General features: G+C 66.9%; 6 protein-coding genes. 2 read left to right on the top strand and 4 right to left on the bottom strand.

The window, feature by feature from the left end; all coding sequences use genetic code 11:
- The first annotated feature begins 26 nt into the window (after positions 1–26).
- Positions 27–350: a hypothetical protein gene (locus tag ABLE38_RS15715; RefSeq protein ID WP_348975163.1), complete on the top strand. Its 324-nt coding sequence runs from the start codon at positions 27–29 to the stop codon at positions 348–350.
- Here the strand turns inward: ABLE38_RS15715 and ABLE38_RS15720 are convergent.
- The 4 genes from ABLE38_RS15720 to ABLE38_RS15735 are packed head-to-tail and all read right to left on the bottom strand — an operon-like array spanning position 347 to position 2,415.
- Complete coding sequence (locus tag ABLE38_RS15720) at positions 347–862, bottom strand: GNAT family N-acetyltransferase (protein WP_348975164.1); 516 nt, start codon at positions 860–862, stop codon at positions 347–349. The two genes, ABLE38_RS15715 and ABLE38_RS15720, sit on opposite strands and share 4 nt — an antisense overlap.
- Positions 863–876: 14 nt before the next feature.
- Positions 877–1,404 carry a tail fiber protein gene (locus ABLE38_RS15725; RefSeq protein ID WP_348975165.1) on the bottom strand — a complete coding sequence of 176 codons (528 nt, stop codon included), beginning with the start codon at positions 1,402–1,404 and terminating at the stop codon, positions 877–879.
- 12 nt (positions 1,405–1,416) lie between these two features.
- Positions 1,417–1,920, bottom strand: coding sequence for a tail fiber protein (locus ABLE38_RS15730; RefSeq protein ID WP_348975166.1), 504 nt, complete (start codon positions 1,918–1,920; stop codon positions 1,417–1,419).
- A gap of 9 nt (positions 1,921–1,929) precedes the next feature.
- Entirely contained in the window at positions 1,930–2,415 is a 486-nt protein-coding gene (locus ABLE38_RS15735) for a tail fiber protein (RefSeq protein WP_348975167.1), read from the bottom strand.
- A gap of 252 nt (positions 2,416–2,667) precedes the next feature.
- On the opposite strand from ABLE38_RS15735, the gene ABLE38_RS15740 reads away from it, so the two are divergent.
- A complete protein-coding gene (locus tag ABLE38_RS15740) occupies positions 2,668–20,403 on the top strand; it encodes a right-handed parallel beta-helix repeat-containing protein (RefSeq protein WP_348975168.1) in 17,736 nt (5,911 codons plus the stop codon).
- Positions 20,404–20,597 lie beyond the last annotated feature (194 nt).

The following is a 20,597-nucleotide window of genomic DNA, read 5'->3' on the forward strand; positions in this document are numbered from 1 at the left end:
TCGATGCGACACGGGGAGATTTGTTGATGACGCAAGGTGCTGGTCCGGCGCTTCCGCCCGAGGAGCCCGCGCAGCTGGGGCTCGGCGATTTCGAGCCGCATATCGGCACCCGCTTCGCCGTCGATACCTCAGCGGGCGCCCAACCGCTCATCCTCACCAGCGCGACCGCGATCCCCAACTCGCCCCGCCCGGCCGGTGGCTTTCAGCTGGAGTTTTCAGGGCCGGCCCAGCCGACGCTCTCGCAGGGGATCTATGCCTTCGCGGCCGAGGGCATCGCACATGAGATCTTCATCTCACCGGTCGGCCGCGCGGCGGACGGCGCGGTGCAATACCACGCGGTATTCTTCTAGGCCGGGTCCGTGCCCGCGGGCATGCCCAGTTCCATCAGGTCGTAAATGCCCTTGTCCTCGGTCACGACGAAGCCGAGCCGCAGATAGAGGTGCCGCGCCGGATTGAACTTCTCGACATGAATCGAGACGCCCTTGCCCTGGCTCGCCGCCCAATCGATCAGGTCGTGCAGCAGCGCCTCGCCAAACCCCCGGCCGCGCGCGGTGGGCACCAGCGAGATGTCGACGATGCGCAGTTCGCGCGTCCAGGCATCGATGTAGAGCCGGCCGATCGCCTTTCCGTCGTGTTCGACGATCAGCCGTTCCGCGTTCGGGTAATAGGTCTCGTAGTGATGGTGCTGCGCCCGGTGCTGCTGGGTCAGGAAAGCCTGTTTTTGCGAGTCCGGCCAATCGCTCAGCGCAAGCTCTTCCTCTCGCGTGGAGACGTACAGTGCCTCGATGAAGGCGAAGTCCTCGTCGGCAAGCGGCCGATAGCTGAGTGCGAACCGCGCTGCGGCGTGGAGAGGGGGTGGCATGACGGTCCGGGCGATCAGCCCCGCGGGGGGAACACGCCCTGCAGCGCGATGCAGAAATACATGGTCAGATAAGGCTGCATGTTGTTGTGCGCGAAGCTGCCGCCGGCCGGCGAGAGCGCCTGGGTCGACATGGTCACGAGATTGGTGTTGGTCGTGCTCTGATAGAGCGATCCGCCTACCGTCGTGGAGAGCGTGACGCCGTTGGAGAGCGTGCCCTGCGTGGCGTCTTCCACCGAACTGCGCAGCGTATGTGAGTGGTTCGGTATCTCGCTCTCGAGCAGCACCACGGCATCCGTGCCGCCGCTCTCGCCGAGATCATGCAGCGACAGCCCGGCGCCTTGGCCGGGATGCATCGGCGCACGGCCCTGAAGGTTGGGCAGCGCGAAATTGCTTTTGCCATTGCCGCCATAGTTGGTGCCGAGCAGCGAAAACAGCGCGGTGTTCTGGGAGAGCGGCAGGAGCTGGCCGTCGCACCACGCCCACCCCTTGGGGGCGAAGTTGAACGGGAAGATCCGGATTTCGGCGACAAAAGGATCGGCCATGATGCGTTCCTGTCAGTTCTGGCTCGGGAAGATGCCGAACAGGGAGATGATGTAGTCGACGCAGAGATAGGGCTGCATGTTGGTATGCGGGAGGCTGCCGCCGATCGAGGTGATCGATGCCGCCGACATCGCCGTGTCCGGCGTCTCGCCCGAATAGGCCTTCACCAGAGTCGAGCTCGCGACCACGTTGTTCTTCGGGTTGCTCTGCGATCCATTGCCCGACGCGCCGAGCATCGGATGGCTGTGCGATGGGATCTGGTTGATCGACAGCGTGACCTCTTCGGCGCCGCCGGTTTGCGCCAGCGTGTACCCGTTGCCCTGGTGGATCGGGAGCCGGCCGCGCAGGTCGGGCAGGCCGAAGCTATCCTGTCCATCGCCGCCATAGGTGGTGCCGATCAGCTGGAAGAGCGTCTCGTTCTCCGAGATCGGGAGGAGCTGCCCTTCACAGAACATCCATCCCGCAGGGGCGAAGTTTCCGGCGAAAATGCGAAGTTCGCCGACATAAGGCTGTGCCATGGGCTGTTCTCAGTTCGGGCTAGGGAAGATGCCGACAAGGGCAATGCAATAGGTGAGCGTCAGATAAGGCTGCATGTTCTCATGTGCTTGACCGCCGCCGTTGCTTGCCACCGTCCCCGCATTGAGCGCGACGGCGTTTGGCGTGAAGCCCGTGGCATAGGTATTGCCCGGTTCCGCGGCCAGCACATAGCCGGTGCCGCCGAAATTGGGGTTCACCTTGTCCCCGACCGCGTTGGATGCCTGCACGAAATGGGTGTGGGTGGGCATCTCGTTGATGCTCAGCGTGTGGGCCGCCTCGCCGCCGGTCTGTCCCAGCGTATAGCCATTGCCGACATGGATCGGCACGCGGCCGCGCAGATCGGGCAGGGCAAAGGTCGTCTGCCCGTTGCCGCCATAGGTGGTGCCCAGCAGAGAGAACAGCGCCTGGTTCTGGTTGATCGGCAGGAACTGGCCGTTGCACATCACCCAGTTTTTTGGAGCGAAGTTGAACGACATGAGGCGGATTTCTGATAAAAAAGGTTCCGCCATGCCCGTACTCCCCCGAAAACTCGGCGCAGGCCTATCCGAAACGGATGCAACTAGCCATAGCCATACTTGACAATGTGACCCGTTTTGACCGGCTCCTGATTCGGCGGCCTTGAGGGTTGCTCCGAGCGGTGGTAGCCGTTGCCCTGGCGTTATAACCCCTCATCGAGTCTTTGGCGCATGTGCCATTGCCCGGGTTAGGTGTCGATCGGGGGGATTTTCGTGAACAAGCTGAACCGTGGCCGTCTGTTGCTGTCGACGTGCCTGAGCGGCGTCGCGCTCGCCTGGACCCCCACCGCGCTGGCGCAGACGCAGGACAAGGATGCCAATTGGCAGCCGCGTGCCGAAGTCGATGCGCGCGCCGCTAACGGCAACAGCCAGGTCTCGTTCGATCTCTTCGCCCCGGTGGCGCAGAACGACTCCAACCTCCTGTTCGTCGCCGGCCGGATCGGCACCGACGAGCGCTACGACCGAAACGGATCGGTCACGATCGGCGGACGCGGCAAGATCGGCGAGGACGTCGCGATCGGCGTCAATGCCGGCGTCGATTTCTACAAGACCGACATCACCTCGCGCGACCAGACCGCGGTGTCGTTCGGCCTCGAAGGCTTCACCTCGGTCTTCGATCTGCACCTCAACTACCGCCTGCCGGTCAACAGCCGCCGCGCGATCGGCTATCTCGATCCCAATTCCACCGCGGCGGGCGTGGTCTCGGTCGAGAACAACCGGCTGATCGAGCGCAAGAGCGGCTGGCGACTCGAGGAAGTGCCGCTCGCCGGCGCCAATGCCGAGCTCGGCGCCCGGGCGCCGATCGCCAAGGATCTGAGCGTGCGCCTGTCGGGCGCCGGGTTCGATTATCGCGACGATGCGGCGGCCAAATCCTATCGCGGCGTGCGCGGCGGGCTCGAGCTCGACGTCGAGGATCCGCTCGGCACCGGCGGCCGCTTCTCGGTCGGCGCCGAGCTGCAGAACGACAATCGCTGGGGCACCCAGGCGCGCGGCATCGTGCGCCTCTCGATCCCGCTCGGCCGTGGCTCGCACGATCGCGGTTCGGGCAGCTCGGGCCTCGACCGGCAGATGGGCGAGCGGCTGCGGCGCGACTATGTGACGCCGTCGGGCACGCGCTACACCGATCTCACCAGCACCAACTTCGCGATCGACGCGCGCACCGGCGCGGCCTTCGGCAACGTCTATTTCACCAGCGGCGCGGCGGTCGCGGCGGGGGCGGGCACCAGCGCCAGCCCGACCACGCTCGGCGACGCGGTGACGCGCGCGGGCCAGAACGGCATCGTCGTCGCGCTCGGCGGGGCGGGCAATATTGCCAGCGCGGGCGTCACGCTCGCCACCAACCAGTATCTTGTCGGCGGCGCGAGCAGCGTCGATGTGAAGCATTCGGACGGGTCGGTCACGGCGTTCGGCTTCGGTGGCACCAATGGCACGATCGTCGGCAGCAATGCCGGCGGCGCGGCCGTCACGCTCGGCACCGGCTCGGTGGTGCGCGACGTCACCGTGCGCGGCGCGGGCAGCGGCATCGCGGCCAATGGCGTGGGCGGATTCTCGCTTGAGCGCGTGGTCATCGAGAATACCGGCGGCGCGGGCCTCACGCTCACCAACACGCTCGGCAATGTCGTGGTCGATGGCATCACGATCCGGGGCGGCGCGGGCGCGGGTCTGGTCGTCAATGCCGGCAGCAACGTCACGATCCGCAACTCGACCATCGGCGGCGGCGCGGGCGCGATCGACATCAACGATGCCGGCGGCAACCTGACCACCTCGCTATCCAACCTCACGCTTTCGGCGACGGGCGGCAACGTCCTGGACATCGACGGCTCGGGCGCGGGCACGGTTACGGTGGCGGGGCTTTCGGGCATCAACATCGCCGGCGGCAATGGCGAGACCGGAGGCTTCGCGGCGCGCTACGTCACCTTCGATTCGAGCACCGCGGTGGGCATCCAGGCGGTCAATGCCGGCACGATGCAGGTCGGCACCGCGGCCGCGCGCGTCAACGGCGCGGGCGTGAGCATCACCGAGAGCGACGGCGCGCTGACCTTCGGCACGCTCAACGTGTTCAACAATGGCGGCACCGGCCTCACGGTCAACAACACCAAGGCCGGCACCTTCACGCTCAGCAACACCACCGGCACGGTCAACACGACGGCGGGCGCGGCGCTCAGCCTCGATCCGCTGCTGATCGACCTCAACTTCACGGCGGTCAGCTCGACCGGCGCGACCGGCGCGGGTATCGTGCTCGACAATGTCCAGGGTGCGGGCACTGGCGGCAATGCGCTCAACATCGGCACGCTCACCATCACGGGCGTCGGGCAGCAGGGCCTGTGGATCTATGGCGGCTCGACCGGGCTGGTAACGATCGGCGGCGGCACGATCACCAACAGCGGTGGCGCCTCGGTGCAGATCGGCCAGTCGGGCGTGGCGGGCAGCGGCGGCACGATCGGGCTCAATTTCGGCGCCGCGATCAGCGATTCCAGCGCAGGTCCGCTCGTCTCGATCTTCAACAGCGGCGGCGCTATCCGCTTCACCGGCGCGATCAGCGGCGCCGGGCCGATCACGATCAACGACACGCTCGCCGGATCTAGCGTCAACTTCCTCGGCGCGACGACGATCACCGGATCGACCTCGTCGGCGATCGCGCTCGACAACCTGGCGGGCACCACGACCTTCACCGGCCTGCTCACCATCGCCAATCCCGTGGGCACCGGCATCGTCATCGGCACCGTGCCGGGCGGCGTGACCTTCGGCGATGTCGATATCACCGGCCTCGGCGCGGGTGTCGGCGCGAACTTCACCGGCACGCACGGCAACGTCACCTTCGGCACGCTCGACATCACCGGCACCGGCGTGGCCGGATCGACCGGCATCGACCTGACCGGCGCGACCAATGCCGGCGCGATCACGATCGCGCGTTCGAGCATCATCCAGGGCGTCGATATCGGCGTGAACCTGACCAACGCCGCGATCACCGGCAGCTTCCGCTATGGCGACGCCAACGCCGCCGACGGTCTGCAGAGCCGCATCACCGCCAACACCGTGATCGTCGTCGCCGGCATGGACGCGACCCACGGCACCTATAATTTCGCCGACGTCCAGCTCGACGGCAACACCAACAACATCACCGGCGGCAGCTTCACTGCCTATTACGTCCTTGCCGGCGCCAGCGGCGCGGGCACGGCCACCGATCCGGGCAGCATCGCGGGCGCGGCGGCTTCCGGCGCGCAATATATCGTGCTGCTCAACAACCCGGCCGGCGGGCAGGACGTGATCGACACCACCGGCCTGGCCGGCGGCGCGCTGAACCTCACTGCGGGCCAGTCGCTGGTCAGCTTCCTCAACACCGATTTCTTCGCGGTCACCGGCGCGACCGTGCCGGCCAACCTGATCGTCACCAATCTCGGCCCGACGGGCATCGCCAACACCTATGCCGGTTCGGGCGCCGCGATCCTGACCAGCACGGTGGTGGGCAGCGCGACAGTCCGCCTGGCGAACGACACGCGGATCGACGGCGTCGTCATCAGCAACGCGGTCGGCAACGGTATCGTCGGTGTCGGCGTGTCGAATGCCATCATCCAGAACTCGAATGTCTCGGTTAGCGGCGCGGCGGTCAGCATCAACGACGGTGGCGCTGCCGCCTCGGTCACTCTTACCAACCTGAACCTGTCGGCGAGCGGCGGCCGCGTTCTGACGCTCAGCGGCGCGGGGGCGGGGACGCTCAACGTCTCGGGCACCAATATCAACGTCACCGCCACGGGCACCGCCAGCGCGGTCAACGTGGCCGATGTGACAGTCGGCACGCTCAACATCAACGCGATCAGCACCCAGACCGCGACCAGCAACGCAGTGCAGTTCACCCAGGTGGCCGGCGGAACGGTGAACGTCGGCAGCATCACGGTGCAGGGCACCAACGCGGCGCCGGCGGGCTTCGGCCTGGTCGTCGGAAACAGCAGCGCGACGGTGAATATCGGCGCGGTCAACATCTCCAATACGAGCGCCGCGGCCGTCACCGTCACTGGCAACAGCGGCAATGTGACGCTGGGACCCGTCACGGTCGTCAACAGCGGCGGCGTCGGCAGCACCGGCGGCGTGAACCTCTCGAACAATACCGGCAACGTGACGCTCGGGGCAGTGTCGGTCGACGGGAGCGCGAGCAACGGCGTTCGCATCAGCGACAATAGCGGCACCGTTTCGCTCGGCCAGGTTACGGTCAACAATGTCGCCGGCGCAGGCCTGCTCGTCGCGAACGCGGCTGGCAACACGACGATTGCGGGCGCTTCGATCACCGGCGCCGCCAACGGCGTCCAAGTCTCCAACATCTCGGGCAACGTCACCGTCGGCGCGACGAGCATCGCGAACAGCACCGGCACCGGCATCCTGATCAACGGGGTGGCCGGCACCGTCAACTTCGGCGCCACCGCCATCGCCAACAGCGCCGGCATCGTGCTCGGAATCGGCAGCACCGGCCGGATCGCGTTCGGCGATACCGACATCACCGGCCTCGGCGCGAACAAGACCGGCGTCGACGCGCGCGCTAGCGAGGGCATTGTCAGCTTCGCGACGCTCGACATCACCGGCACCTCGACCACCGGCACGCGCGGCATCGACCTGACCGGTGCGGCCTATGTCGGCAGCCTCACCGTCACAGAAAGCAGCACGATCACCGGTGTCGGCACCGGCGTCGACCTGACCAACGCGCGCATCACCGGCAGCTTCCGCTATGGCGACGGCTCGAACAGCGATGTCGACGGCGCGCATTCGATCATCAACGCGGTCACGCCGATCGCGATCGCCGGGCTCAACCAGACCGTCGGCGGCTACAACTTCTCCGATGTCGCTCTGACCGGCGACACTACCAATCTCGCGACCAACCCGGTCACGCTGTTCTTCGTCGAGCAGGGCCGCACCGGTATCGGCACCAAGACCGATCCGGGCAGCCTCGCCGCGGCGCTCACCGCCAACGCGACCGTGATCGTGCTGCTCAACAACCCGGCGGGCGGCAATGACACGCTCGACCTCGGCAGCACCTTCACGCTCGACGCCAATCAGCGGATCATCGGCTTCCTTAACGGCGATACCCAGACTGTCGGCGGCGGCACGCCGGCCAATCTGTTCCTGTACGGCATCACCCCGGGCACCGTGACCAACCCCTATGCGGGTTCTGGTGCGGCGCTGTTCACCAACAGCGGCGCGGGCGCGACCATCACGCTGTCGAGCGGCTCGTCGATCGACGGGCTGCGCATCGGCGGCGCCGGCATCGGCGTCTCGGGCATCGGCGTCTCGGGCGTCTCGATCACCAACTCGATCATCTCGGGCGGCACCGGCGCGATCCTGCTGCGCGACGGCGGCACTGCGGCTTCGGCGACGCTCTCCAACCTGTCGCTCTCCGCCACCGGCGGCACCGTGCTCAACCTGCTCGGCACCAATGGCGGCACGCTCTCGCTCAGTGGCTCGGGCCTTGCGATAGCCGCGACGGGCAATGCCCGTGGCCTGGCGATGGACACCGTCACGCTGGCCGGCAATCTCGGCTTCACGACCGTCTCGACGTTGACCTCGGCCGGCTCGGGCGTCTCGCTCGCGAACAATATCGGCAGCGGCGGGATCAGCTTCGCCAGCATCAACGTCGCCGGCACGACCTCGGGTTCTGCCGTCCGCGTGGTCGGCAACAGCACCGCGGTCAGCCTCGGCAACGTGACCGTGGGCGGCACGACCGGTGTGGGCAGCTACGGCATCGAGGTCGGCAACAACCCGGGCAACGTCACGCTCGGCACCTTCAACATCAGCAACACCGGCGCGGGCGGCCTGCTGGTGTTCGGCATGCCCGCCACCTTCACCGCGGCCGGCGGCACCGTCACCAACAGCGGCACGATGGGCATCGGCATCGGCGATGTCGACGGATCGGTTACCTTCACCGGCGCCGTCACGATCACCAATCCGGGCACCGCGGGCATCGCCTTCAATACCGGCAGCACCGGCACGATCAGCTTCGGGGATGTGGACATCCTCGGCCTCGCCGCGAACAAGACGGGCGTCGACGCGCGCCTCGCCTCGGGCAACATCACCTTCGCCACGCTCGATATCGCCGGCACCTCGACGGCCGGCACGCGCGGTATCGACCTGACCGGCGCGACCTTCGCCGGCAACCTGATCGTCACCGGCAGCAGCACGATCACCGGCGTCGGCACCGGCGTCGATCTCACCAACGCCGCGATCACCGGCAGCTTCCGCTTCGGCGACGGCTCGAGCACCGATGCGAACGGTGCGGGTTCGACGATCAGCGCCGTGACTCCGCTCATCGTCGCCGGGCTCAACGCGCTGCAGGGCAACTATGACTTCGCCGACGTCAACCTGGTCGGCGACACCAGCAGCCTGGCGACGTCGGCAACCGTGTATTGGGTGCTGGCGGGCGCGAGCGGCGCCGGCACGCGCACCGATCCGGGCAGCCTGGCGGGCGCCGCGGCATCGGGTGCCGATGTCATCATCCTGGTCAACAATCCGGCCGGCGGCACCGACACGCTCGACGCGGCCAGCGCTCCCGGCGGCACCTTCACGCTGATCGACGGCCAGTCGCTGCGCGGCTTCCTCAATGGCGACACGATCTCGCTGCCGGGCGGCGCCCCGGCGAACGTCGTGCTCTACAACATTGCCCAGGGCTTCGTGACCAACCCCTTCTCGGGTTCGGGCGCACCGACGCTGACCAACAGCTCGGCCCTAGGGGCCGATACCGTCACCGTCACCGGCAACAACCTGATCGATGGCGTGGTGATCGCCAGCAACACCGGCACCGGTGTTGTCGGTGTCGGCGCGTCGAACGTGACGATCCGCAACAGCATCATCTCGGGTGCTGACAGCGCGATCGACTTCAGCGACGGCGGTGCCACCGCGAGCATCGCGCTCAGCAACCTGCGCCTCTGGGCCACCAACAACTCGACCGTGCTCGCCGCCTATCGGACCGGTGCGGGCTCGACGACGATCACCCAGCTCTCCAACATCACGGTCGAAGGCGGCCATGGCGAAGGGCGTGGGGCCTATTTCGCGGGCGCGATCTTCGATTCCGATCCCGCGAGTGCGGGCTATTCGAACGTCGATGCCTCGCTTCAGCTCGGCAGCGCGGCGACCCGCGTCACCGGCACAGGCGTCGATCTCACCGGCGCGACCGGCTCGCTGAACTTCTCCGGCCTCGGCATCTACAACCAGGGCGGCAGTGGCCTGGCCGCCATCGGTGCCGGCCTGAACCTCACCAGCACCACCGGCACCATCGACACGCTGAACGGCACCAGCCTGTCGCTCAGCAATGCGCAGATCGACCTGGTGCTCGCCAGCCTCGTCCATGCGGGCACCGGAAACGGCGTCACCAGCGTCAACAACCTCACCGGCCTCGGCTCGGGCGGCCGCGCGCTGCAGGTCGCCGCGCTCAACGTCACCTCGGGCACGAGCGGCATCGCGATCTCGGGCGATGTCTTTGGCGGGGTCGGCTTCGGCGCCGGGTCGAGCATCACCGGCACCACCGGTCCGGCGATCACGCTCGCCAGCGGGGTCGGCGCGCTCGACTTCACCTATGGTGGCAGCGTCACCCAGGGCGCCAACGCGGCGCTGCTCGATGTCGCGAACCATCACGGCACGATCACCTTCGGCGCCGGCAGCAGCCTGTCGGCCACCAACGGCACCGGCCTGCAATTCACCAATGCCGACGGCACCTATGCCTTTAACGGCACGACCACGCTGAACGGCGGCGATGCCGGCATCGACATTGTCGGCGGTTCGGCCGGCACCTTCACCTTCGGCGCGGGCGTCGTGATCACCAACCCGAGCGGGGCGGCGATCGACATCGCCAACTCGACGGCGAGCGTGAGCTATATCGGCACGGTCAACCAGTCGATCGGCGCGGCGCTGACCGTCTCGGCGCATTCGGCCGGCACGCTGAATTTCAGCGGCGCGACGTTCAACGTCACCGGCGGCGATGGCATGTCATTCGACAATGCCGACGGCACGTACAGCTTCGGCAACGCGACGCTGTCCGGCGGCGCGCAGATCGGGATCACCAACGGGTCGGCCGGCACCTTCGCCTTCGGTTCGGGCACCAGCATCACCGACGCGGCCGGCGCGGATCTCTTCGTCAGCAACTCGACGGCCAACGTCACCTATGCGGGCCAGATCAACCAGTCGCTTGCAGGCCTTGCCGCGCTCGACCTCGGAACGCATTCGGGCGGCACGATCGACTTCACCGGCGCGACGTTCAACGTCACCGGCGGCACCGGCCTGTCGTTCTTCGATGCGGACGGCACCTATAGCTTCGGTGATGTCGCCCTCTCGGGCGGCGCGCGCCTGACGGTCCTCGGCGGTTCGGCCGGCGCCTTCACGTTCGGCAATGTCGACATCACCGGCCTCGCCGCCAACACCACGGCGGTGAACCTCACCGGCGCGACCGGCAACGTTACCTTCGCCACGCTCGACATCACTGGCGCCTCGACGGCCGGCACGCGCGGCATCGACCTGACCGGCAGCACGACTGCCGGCAATGTGATCGTCAGCGGCAGCAGCCAGATCGCCGGCGTCGGCATCGGCGTGGACCTCACCACTGCCGCAATCACCGGCAATTTCCGCTATGGCGACGGTTCGAACAGCGATGCGAACGGCGCGGCATCGAACATCACTGCGGTGACCCCGCTGGTGATCGCCGGCCTGAATGGCGGCACCGGCACCTACAATTTCGCCGACGTCAATCTGAACGGCGACACCACGAATCTGTCCGTCTCGGCCTATTTCGTGCTCGCGGGCGCTAGCGGCACCGGTACGCGCAGCGATCCGGGCACGCTGGCGGGTGCCGAGGCGGCGGGCGCGACCTATATCGTGCTGCTCAACGATCCGAATGGCGGCAACGACATTCTCGACGCGACGGCGGGGGCGGGCGGATCGCTAGACCTGGCCGGCGGCCAGTCGCTATTCAGCTTCCGGGACACCGACAGCTTCGTCGTGGGCGGCGGCGCGCCGGCCAATGTCCTGCTGTTCAATGTCCAGACCGGCGTGATCTCCAACCCGTTCGCGGGCTCGGGCGCGCCGACGCTCACCGCGAGCGGCGCCAACGCGACCGTCACGCTGGGCGGCGGCAATACCATCGACGGCGTCATCATCGCCAATTCGGGCACCGGCGCGGGCGTGCTTGGCAACGGCGCCGCGGCACCGATCATCATCCGCAACAGCGCCATCTCGGGCGGTGCCGCGGGCGCGATCCGAATCTATGACAATGCCGCGAATGTCGGCCTCGCGCTGAGCAACCTCACGCTCGCCGCGAACGGCGGCAACATCCTGAATCTCGACGGCAGCGGCACCGGCACGTTCACGGTCTCGCAGCTGTCGAACCTGACCGTCGTCCACACCACGGAAACCGGCGGCTTCGTCTTCAACGACCTGACCTTCGATTCCGATACGGTCGCCGCCGGCCTCCAGGCGGTCTCCGCCGGCGCGCTGACGCTGGGCACCACCGGTGCGCGCATCACCGGCACTGGCCTCAGCCTGACCAACGTGTTCGGCACGCTCAACTTCACCGATCTCAACATCGCCAACGATGCCGGCACCGGCCTGATCGTCGCCAATTCAAAGGCGAACAACTTCGTCCTCGGCACCACCGGCGGCGCGATCGATACGACGGGCGGCACCGCGATCAACCTCGATCCGCTGACGATCAACATGGTGCTCGGCTCGGTCAGCTCGACCGGCGGCGCCTATGGCGTGCTGCTCGACCAGGTCGAGGGCAGCTTCACCGTCACTGGCGCGGTCAATGTGAGCGGCGCGACCACCGCCGCGATCGCGATCCGCGACAACACCGCGCAGACCGACGCGATGGACGCCCATTTCCAGGGCGCGGTGACGATCAGCAACACCGCCGGCGCGGGCGTCTCGCTCACCAACAATGCCGGCGCGACGGTCGACTTCGCCGGCGGCCTCGGCATCACCACTACCACCGGCGCGGGCTTTACCGCCACCGGCGGCGGCGCGTTCAGCGTCACCGGCAGCAGCAACACGATCACTACGGGCAATGCCGGGGCGCTGGCGCTCAGCGGCGTCACCGTCGCAGCCGGCGGTGCCACCTTCGATCAGATCACCTCGGCACCGACCGCCGCCAATGCGGTGAGGGTGTTCGACGTGAACCTGGCCGGCGCGCTCAATTTCGGCGGGCTGGATATCGATGCCTCCAACGCGGCGGTGTCGATCAACAACCTGACCGGCACCGGCGGCGTCAATATGACTGGCGTCCTCGACATCGACAGCGTCATCGGCTTTTCGCTCTCGGGCACGCTCGGCACGATCAACATCGCGAACACGGCAGGATCGTCGCTGACGATCTACGGCGGCGGTGAGGGCATCCGCTTGGCCAACGCGACCAGCGGCACGGTGAACGTCGCCACTGCCGGCGGCAGCGCGGCCATCAACGGCACGAGCGGATCGGCTGTTGCGATTTACAGCAGCACCGGCAGCACGCTGAACTATGGCGGCACGATCGGTCTGTCCGCGGGATCGGTCCTGACGGTGGGTGGCGGCACGGCTGCGGTCACGCTATCCGGCGCGATCAACTCGACGAGCAGCGGCACTGCGTTCAACTTCGCCGATGCCGACGGCAGCTACACCATCTCCGGCGCCGTGACCCAGAGCAACGGCCCGGGCGTGATCGTCAATACGGCCAGCAGCGGCGACATCACCTTCTCGAACGCAAGCAAGGTGTTCAGCACCGGCGCCAACACGGCGATCAGCATGGGCGGCACCGGCACGCTGTCCTTCACCGGCGGCGGGCTCGACATCGACACGACGACCGGCACCGGTTTCAGCACGACCGCCGGTACCATTGCCGTCACCGGCAGCGGCAACACGATCACCGTCGGCAACGCGATCGCTCTCAACCTGGCCGGGATCATGGTCGGCGGGGCTGGGGTCACGTTCGACGGCATCACTGCCGCGCCGACGGCGGCGACCGCGCTCATCGTGGCCAACGACACCATGACCGGCGCGCTGAATATCGGCGGCCTCCGCGTGACGGGCACCGGCGCTGCGGCCTTGTTCAACAACATCTCCGGTTCGGGCGGCATCAACCTGACCGGCACGATCGATATAGACGGCGGCGCGGGCCTCCAGTTCAGCGGCGGCCTGGGCACGATCAACGTCGCCAATGTCGCCGGCTCCGTCCTGACCATCGACGGCACCTCGCGCGCGATCCGCTTCACCGGCGTGACCAGCGGCACGGTGAACGTCGCCAGCAGCGCCGGCACGGCCTCGATCGGTGCAACCGCCAGTTCGACCTCCGCGGCGATCACGGCGACCGGCGGCGCCGGCACGCTCAACTATGGCGGCACCATCGCGGCAAGCAGCGGCTCGGTGCTGGCAGTGAGCAACAGCACGGGCGGCATCACGCTCGCCGGGGCGATCACCGCGACGAGCGCGGCCACGGCGTTCATCTTCGCGGACGCCGACGGCAGCTACACGATCTCCGGCACGGTGACCCAGAGCAACGGCGCGGGCGTCGCGATCGACGCGGCGAGCAGCGGCGCGGTCACCTTCTCCGGCGCATCGAAGAAGTTCAGCACCGGCATCAACACCGCGGTCAGCATGGGCGGCACCGGCACGCTATCCTTCACCGGCGGCGGGCTCGACATCGACACCACCAGCGCTACCGGCCTCAGCGCGACCGCCGGCGCGCTCGTGGTCCTCGGCGCGAGCAACACGATCGACACCACCACGGGCCAGATCCTCAACCTCAGCGGCGTGACCGGCGGCACCGGCGGCATCAACTTCGCCTCGCTGACCGCCACCGGCACGGTCGCCAACAACGGCATCGTGCTGAGCAACCTCACCGGCGCCACCTTCAATGGCGGCACGGTCAACATCGCCGGCACCAGCGGCGGCGCCAATGACGGCATCCTGGTGAGCACCGGCACGGCAGCGATCACCTTCGGCGCGACCACGATCGGCACCGCCGGCAGCCACGCCATCGAACTGCTCAATAGCGGTTCGATGGTGACCTTCGGCACGATGGCCCTGACGGGCGCCGGCAGCAGCACCGTGCAAATCGGCGGCTCGACCGGTCCGGTCACGCTCGGTACCGGCACGATCACTGCTACCGGCGGCGCCAACTATGCGGTTTCGATCACCGGCGGCACCGGCGACATCACGGTCGGCTCGACGCTCGGCGGCACCAGGATGGTGACGATCAACGATCACGAGACCGGCACCGTGACCTTCAGCGGCAACATGTCTTCGACGGTGGCCGGGATCTTGATCACCAACGTCAATTCGGGCCTGATCACCTTCACCGGTCAGACCCTCGCCCTGAACGCCACCAGCGGCGGCGTCACCATGGCCGGTAACAGCGGCGGCACGATCGACTTCAACATGGCCGCGGGCGGCAACGGCCTCGACATCGTCAGCACCGGCACCGGCTTCAATGCCGGCTCGGGCGGCACGGTCATCGTGCGCGGCACCGGCAACTCGATCAGCACGACCGGCACCGGAACCGCGCTCAGCCTGCAGAACGTGACGATCGGCACCAACGGCTTCACCTTCGACAGCGTCAGCGCCAGTGGCGCGACGACCGGCATCCTGCTCAACGGCGTCGCCACCACCGGCCCGGCGCTGAGCCTCGGCACGGTGAACCTGCAGGCTATCACCTCGCGCGGCATCGACGTCATCGGTATCCTCGGGGCCGGCCTGTCGATCACCGATCTCGACATCGGCCTGAACAGCAACAGCGCGGTGGCGCTCAACTTCAACGGCACGACGATCAACGCTCCGATCATCATCGGCGACTTCGACGTTACCAATTCGGGGGGCGCGGGCACCAGCATCGGTGTTGACCTGCGCGGTACGCTTGGCGGCGCGAGCATCCTGCTGGGTGGACAGATGGGCGCCTCAAGCTCGATCTCGGGCGTCGGCACCGGCATCTATCTCAACGCCTCGACCAACGCGCTGTTCACCTATGGCGACGGCGAATCGGGCATCGACACGGGCTCGACGATCTCGGCGACCACCGCGATCGACGCGACCAACGCGCCGACGCTGGGCACCTACGACTTCCGCGACGTGGCCTTCTCGGGCAGCCCGGGCGCGGGCTTCGGGCTTAACCACATCTATTTCGTCGACTCGGATGGCGGCACCGGCGGCGGCAATGGCAGCGGCTCGGACGGCAGCAACCCGATGACGCTGGCTGCGGCGGAACTGATCGCCGCGGCGCAGGACATGATCATCCTGGTCAACAACGGCAACGCGATCAGCGCCGCCGGCTCGAACGGCAATGACTCGCTCGTGCTCGCCTCGAACGTCCAGGTCCGCGGCTTCGGCGATGGCGTCGGCGGCGGTGCCGGCACCGGCAGCGCGCCGATCAACATCACGCTCACCGTGCCTTCGACGATCCTGCTGTCGGGCGGCACCAGCTTCAACATCGCCGATCCCACCGGCAACGGTGCGGCGACGCTCACCAGCGCGGCGGGCGCGAACCTGATCACGCTGGGCGCGACGGGCAACCACCTGTCGGGCTTCATCCTAGACGGCGGCGGCGCCGTGTCGCGCGGCATCAAGGACAATGGCGCCGGCGCGACCAATACGCTCCTCGACTATCTGACGGTCCGCAATTTCGGGACGATGGGCATCGAGATCACGCCGTCGACCAGCACGACGATCGATCACGTTTCCTTCTCGGGCAACCCGGGCGGCGACGTTCTGCTCAACGCCGCGAACTCGGTGCTGACCAACATCGTCAGCAACGGCGGCGGCATCACGCTAAACAACGCCACTGGCACGACGACGCTGACCAATGTGAACCTGACCGGCGGCGCCGGCCTGGTCTTCACGAATGCGACAGGCACGATCAACGCGACGAATGTCGATGTCACCAATCCGCTGGTCGCGGGTCTCACGATCTCGGGCGGCACGGCTGCGTTCACCTTCGACTCGACCAGCTCGGTCACCAAGAGCGGTGCCGGCGCGGCGCTGAGCATCGGCGGCGGTCACGCCACCGGCACCTTCACCTATGCGGGTACGCTCAACATCACCGGCGGCACCGGTCTCCAGTTCGACAATGCCGACGGCACCTACAACTTCACCGGCAATACGACGCTCGCCGGCGGCGACGCGGGTATCGACATCCTGAACGGTTCGGGTGGCAGCTTCGTCTTCGGCACGAACACCACGATCACCAGCCCGACGGGCACGGCGTTCAACGTCTCGGGCAGCACCGCCGCGATCACGTACAGCGGCAATATCACCCAGGCGAACAACGCGGCGCTGGTCTCGTTCCTCAACCATTCGGGCGGCACGGTCACCTTCCAGACCGGCACGCTGAGCGCGACCAACGGCACCGGCCTGCAGTTCGACAATGCCGACGCGACCTACGCCTTCAACGGCACGACGACGCTGAACGGCGGCGACGCCGGCGTCGACATCCTCAATGGTTCGGGCGGCACCTTCACCTTCGCTTCGGGCGCGTCGATCACCAGCCCGACGGGCACGGCGTTCAACGTCTCGGGCAGCACCGCCGCCGTCACCTACAATGGCAGCATCACCCAGGCGAACAACGCCGCGCTGGTCAACGTCCTCAACCATGCGGGCGGGACGCTGACCTTCCAGGGCGGCACGCTGAGCGCCTCCAACGGCACCGGCCTGCAGTTCAACAACGCCGACGGCACCTATAACTTCAACGGCACGACGACGCTGAACGGCGGCGATGCGGGCGTCGACATCGTCAACGGCTCGGATGGCACCTTCGGCTTCGGCAGCGGCGCCGCGATCACCCATGCCGCAGCGGGCGACGCCTTCGTCCTTACTGATAGCAACTCGAACCTGACCTATGCGGGCACTGTCAGCGACGCCAATGGCTATGCCGTCCGCATCGACAACCACGATGCTGGTGCGGTGACCTTCAACGGCAACAGCGCGATCAGCGCGAGCGGCGCCAATGCGCTGGGCCTGAGCGTGACCAACAGCAATGGCGGCACGGTCAACTTCAACGGGACGACGACGCTGTCGACCCAGGCCAACAACGCCGTCACACTGAGCGCGAATGCGGGCGGTACGGTCGCATTCAGCTCGGTCGGCACCGCGCTGGGCATCACCACCACCAGCGGCACCGCCTTCGTGATTTCCGGCGGCGGCACGATCAACGCGACCGGCCCGAACAGTACCATCACGACCGGCTCGGGCACGATCTTCGACATCAGCAACGCCGCGGCGGTGACGACGACGCTGGGCATGACCTTCGCGAGCGCCAGCAACACGCTGGGCGCCAACGGCATCCTGATCAGCCGCACCGCCGGCACGCTCACCGGCAGCGTCACCGTCAATGCCGGCTCGATCACCGCCACCACGCGCGGCATCGACGTCGATGGCGGCACGCTGTCGCTCGACTATGCCGGCAGCGTCGCCACCAGCGGCACCACCGCACGCTCGGTGGAGGTGACCAACATCACCAGCGGCGCCATCACGATGTCGGGCAACCTCACCGACAATGCGCTGGGCATCAACATCGCCAACAACACCGGCGGTTCGATCAACTTCTACGGCCAGAGCATCACGCTCAACACCGTGGCCAACGTCAATGCGGTCACGCTGGCCAGCAACACCGGTGCGAATATCACCTTCTCGTCGGCGGCGGGCGGCAACGGCGTCGACATCACGGCCTCGGGCACCGGCAACGGCATCGACTTCACCGGCGGCGGCACGCTGACCGTCTACAGCACCGGCAACTCGGTTCAGACCGCCACCGGCCAGATCCTCAACCTGGTCAACGGCAATGTCGGCTCGCTCGGCCTGGTCTTCGACTCGCTTACCAGCACCGGCTCGACCAATGGCAGCGCGATCAACATCAACAATGTCGACGGCACGGGCACGCTGAGCGCGACCGCGGTCTCGATCGCCGGCACCACCGGCGCGACGGCGGACGGCATCTTCTACGGCGGCGGATCGACGATGAACGTCAATCTCGGCACCGTGACGATCGCCAATACCGGCGACGAAGGCATCGAGATCAATGGCACCGGCAACGGCACCTTCACCGCCGGCAGCGTCACGATCAACAATACCGGCGGCAACGGCGTCGAGATCAACAACTCGAACAACACCGTCAGCCTGAACGGCGGCGCGATCGGCGCCAGCAACGATCCGACCGGCTTCGGCGTCTATGTCCTGAACGGCACCGGCACGGTCAGCATCGCCTCGTCGATAACCAAGACCACGGGCAACAGCGTGGTACTCGTCGACAACCACGAGACCAACAACGTCACCTTCTCGGGTGCGATCAGCGCCACCGGCGGCCTCAACAACGGCATCGTCGTCCAGAACGTCAATTCGGGCACGATCAGCTTCAGCGGCAACGCGACGTTGACCACCGGCGCGAACACCGCGGTCAACCTGCTCAACAACACCGGCGGCACGATCACCTTCCCGAACGGCGGGCTGGTGATCACCACCACCAGCGGCACCGGCTTCAACGCCACCGGCGGCGGCACCGTCGGCACCGCGGGCAGCGGCAACAGGATCACCTCGACCACGGGCACCGCGCTCAACGTGGTCAACACCTCGATCGGTTCGGGCGGCCTGCGCTTCCAGAGCATCTCGTCGAACGGCGCCTCGAGCGGCATCATCCTCAACAACACCGGCACGTTTGGCGGCATCAACGTCACCGGCACCGGCGCGGCGGGCTCGGGCGGCACGATCCAGAACTCGAGCGGCGACGGCATCAGCCTCACCAGCACCGAGAATGTCCGCCTCGCTTACATGAACGTCACCAACAATCTGGGCGACGGCATCGGCGGTTCGAACATTAACGGCTTCCTGATCGACAACATGCTAATCAGCGGCAATGGCGACGATGCCGGCACCGATGAATCGGGCATCAACCTCGCGAACCTGTCCGGCTCCGCGTCGAACGGCGCGCGGCCGACCGGCATCTTCAACTCGACGATCCAGAACAACAACGAGTTCGAGGTGCAGATCACCAACTCGACTGGCACGCTGACCAACTTCCAGATCGTCAACTCGACCTTCGCGTCGAACGGCGTCGGCATCAACGGCAACGGGACGAGCCCGCACGGCAACCTGGTCAACTTCCTCGGCACGGGCACGTCGTCGATGGGGATCAGCGTCTCGGGCAGCTTCTTCACCGGCAACTGGAACGCGGCGAGCCCGCCGACCGTGATCGTCGGCAGTGGCCTGTTCATCGACAGCACGGGCACCAGCATGACCGCGCAGATCAGCGGCTCGACCTTCACCAACACCAACAACGGCATCAACGTCTCGACCGGTCCGGGCACGACGACGCTGACATACAGCATCGACGGCAACAACTTCACCGGCACGCGCTCAACCGCGATCAACGACTTCCAGAACGGCAATGCGCCGTTCGGCCGCACCGTCAACGGCCGGATCACCAACAACATCATCGGAAACAACGCCGTCACCAATTCGGGTTCGAACAATGGCAACGGCATCAGCATCGCCAACGAGGGCGGGGTGAACGCCAACTATCTGATCAGCGGCAACACGATCCAGCAGATCCAGACGTCGCAGGCGATCGCGGTCAATGTCGGCCTGGTCGGCCAGGCGACGGGCAACCTCACCACCAACGTCACCATCCTCAACAACACGATCCGCAACATCAATGGCAGCCGCGGACTTCTGATTAACAACAATCAGAATACCGGTGGCTTCCCGACGGTGAATGTTAGCGTCTCGGGCAACAGCTTTACCGGCATCGCCGGTCAGGCGGGCAACGGCCAGTATATGCGCTTCGCGGCCACCGGCGGCGGCACGATCAACATCACCCAGGGTCAGGCCACGTCCAGCGCCATCGCCAGCGAGCTCGACGACGCCAACGGCTTCAACGACACGACCAAGGTCAGCATCGGCGTCGGTACGTTCAACTACGGCCAGCCGGCGCCGACCCAGCCGCCGGCGTCGGTGCCGCTGCCCTGATCGGGAACGCCCGGCCTCGCCTATCGCGAGGCCGGGCGCCCAGGGCTGCGTATCTGTCTTGCAATGTAGGATTTCACCTGCTTGGCTGGCGCAGTCGGGCCTGCCGTCCGGCCGCTCTTTCTCATTGCGAAAGGCCAGGATGAATTGCGAAGGCCAGGGCTGCGATTTCTCAATTGGGGTAAATCGGCCCGCGG

Source organism: Sphingomonas sp. KR3-1 (assembly GCF_040049295.1).
Lineage (GTDB): Bacteria > Pseudomonadota > Alphaproteobacteria > Sphingomonadales > Sphingomonadaceae > Sphingomonas.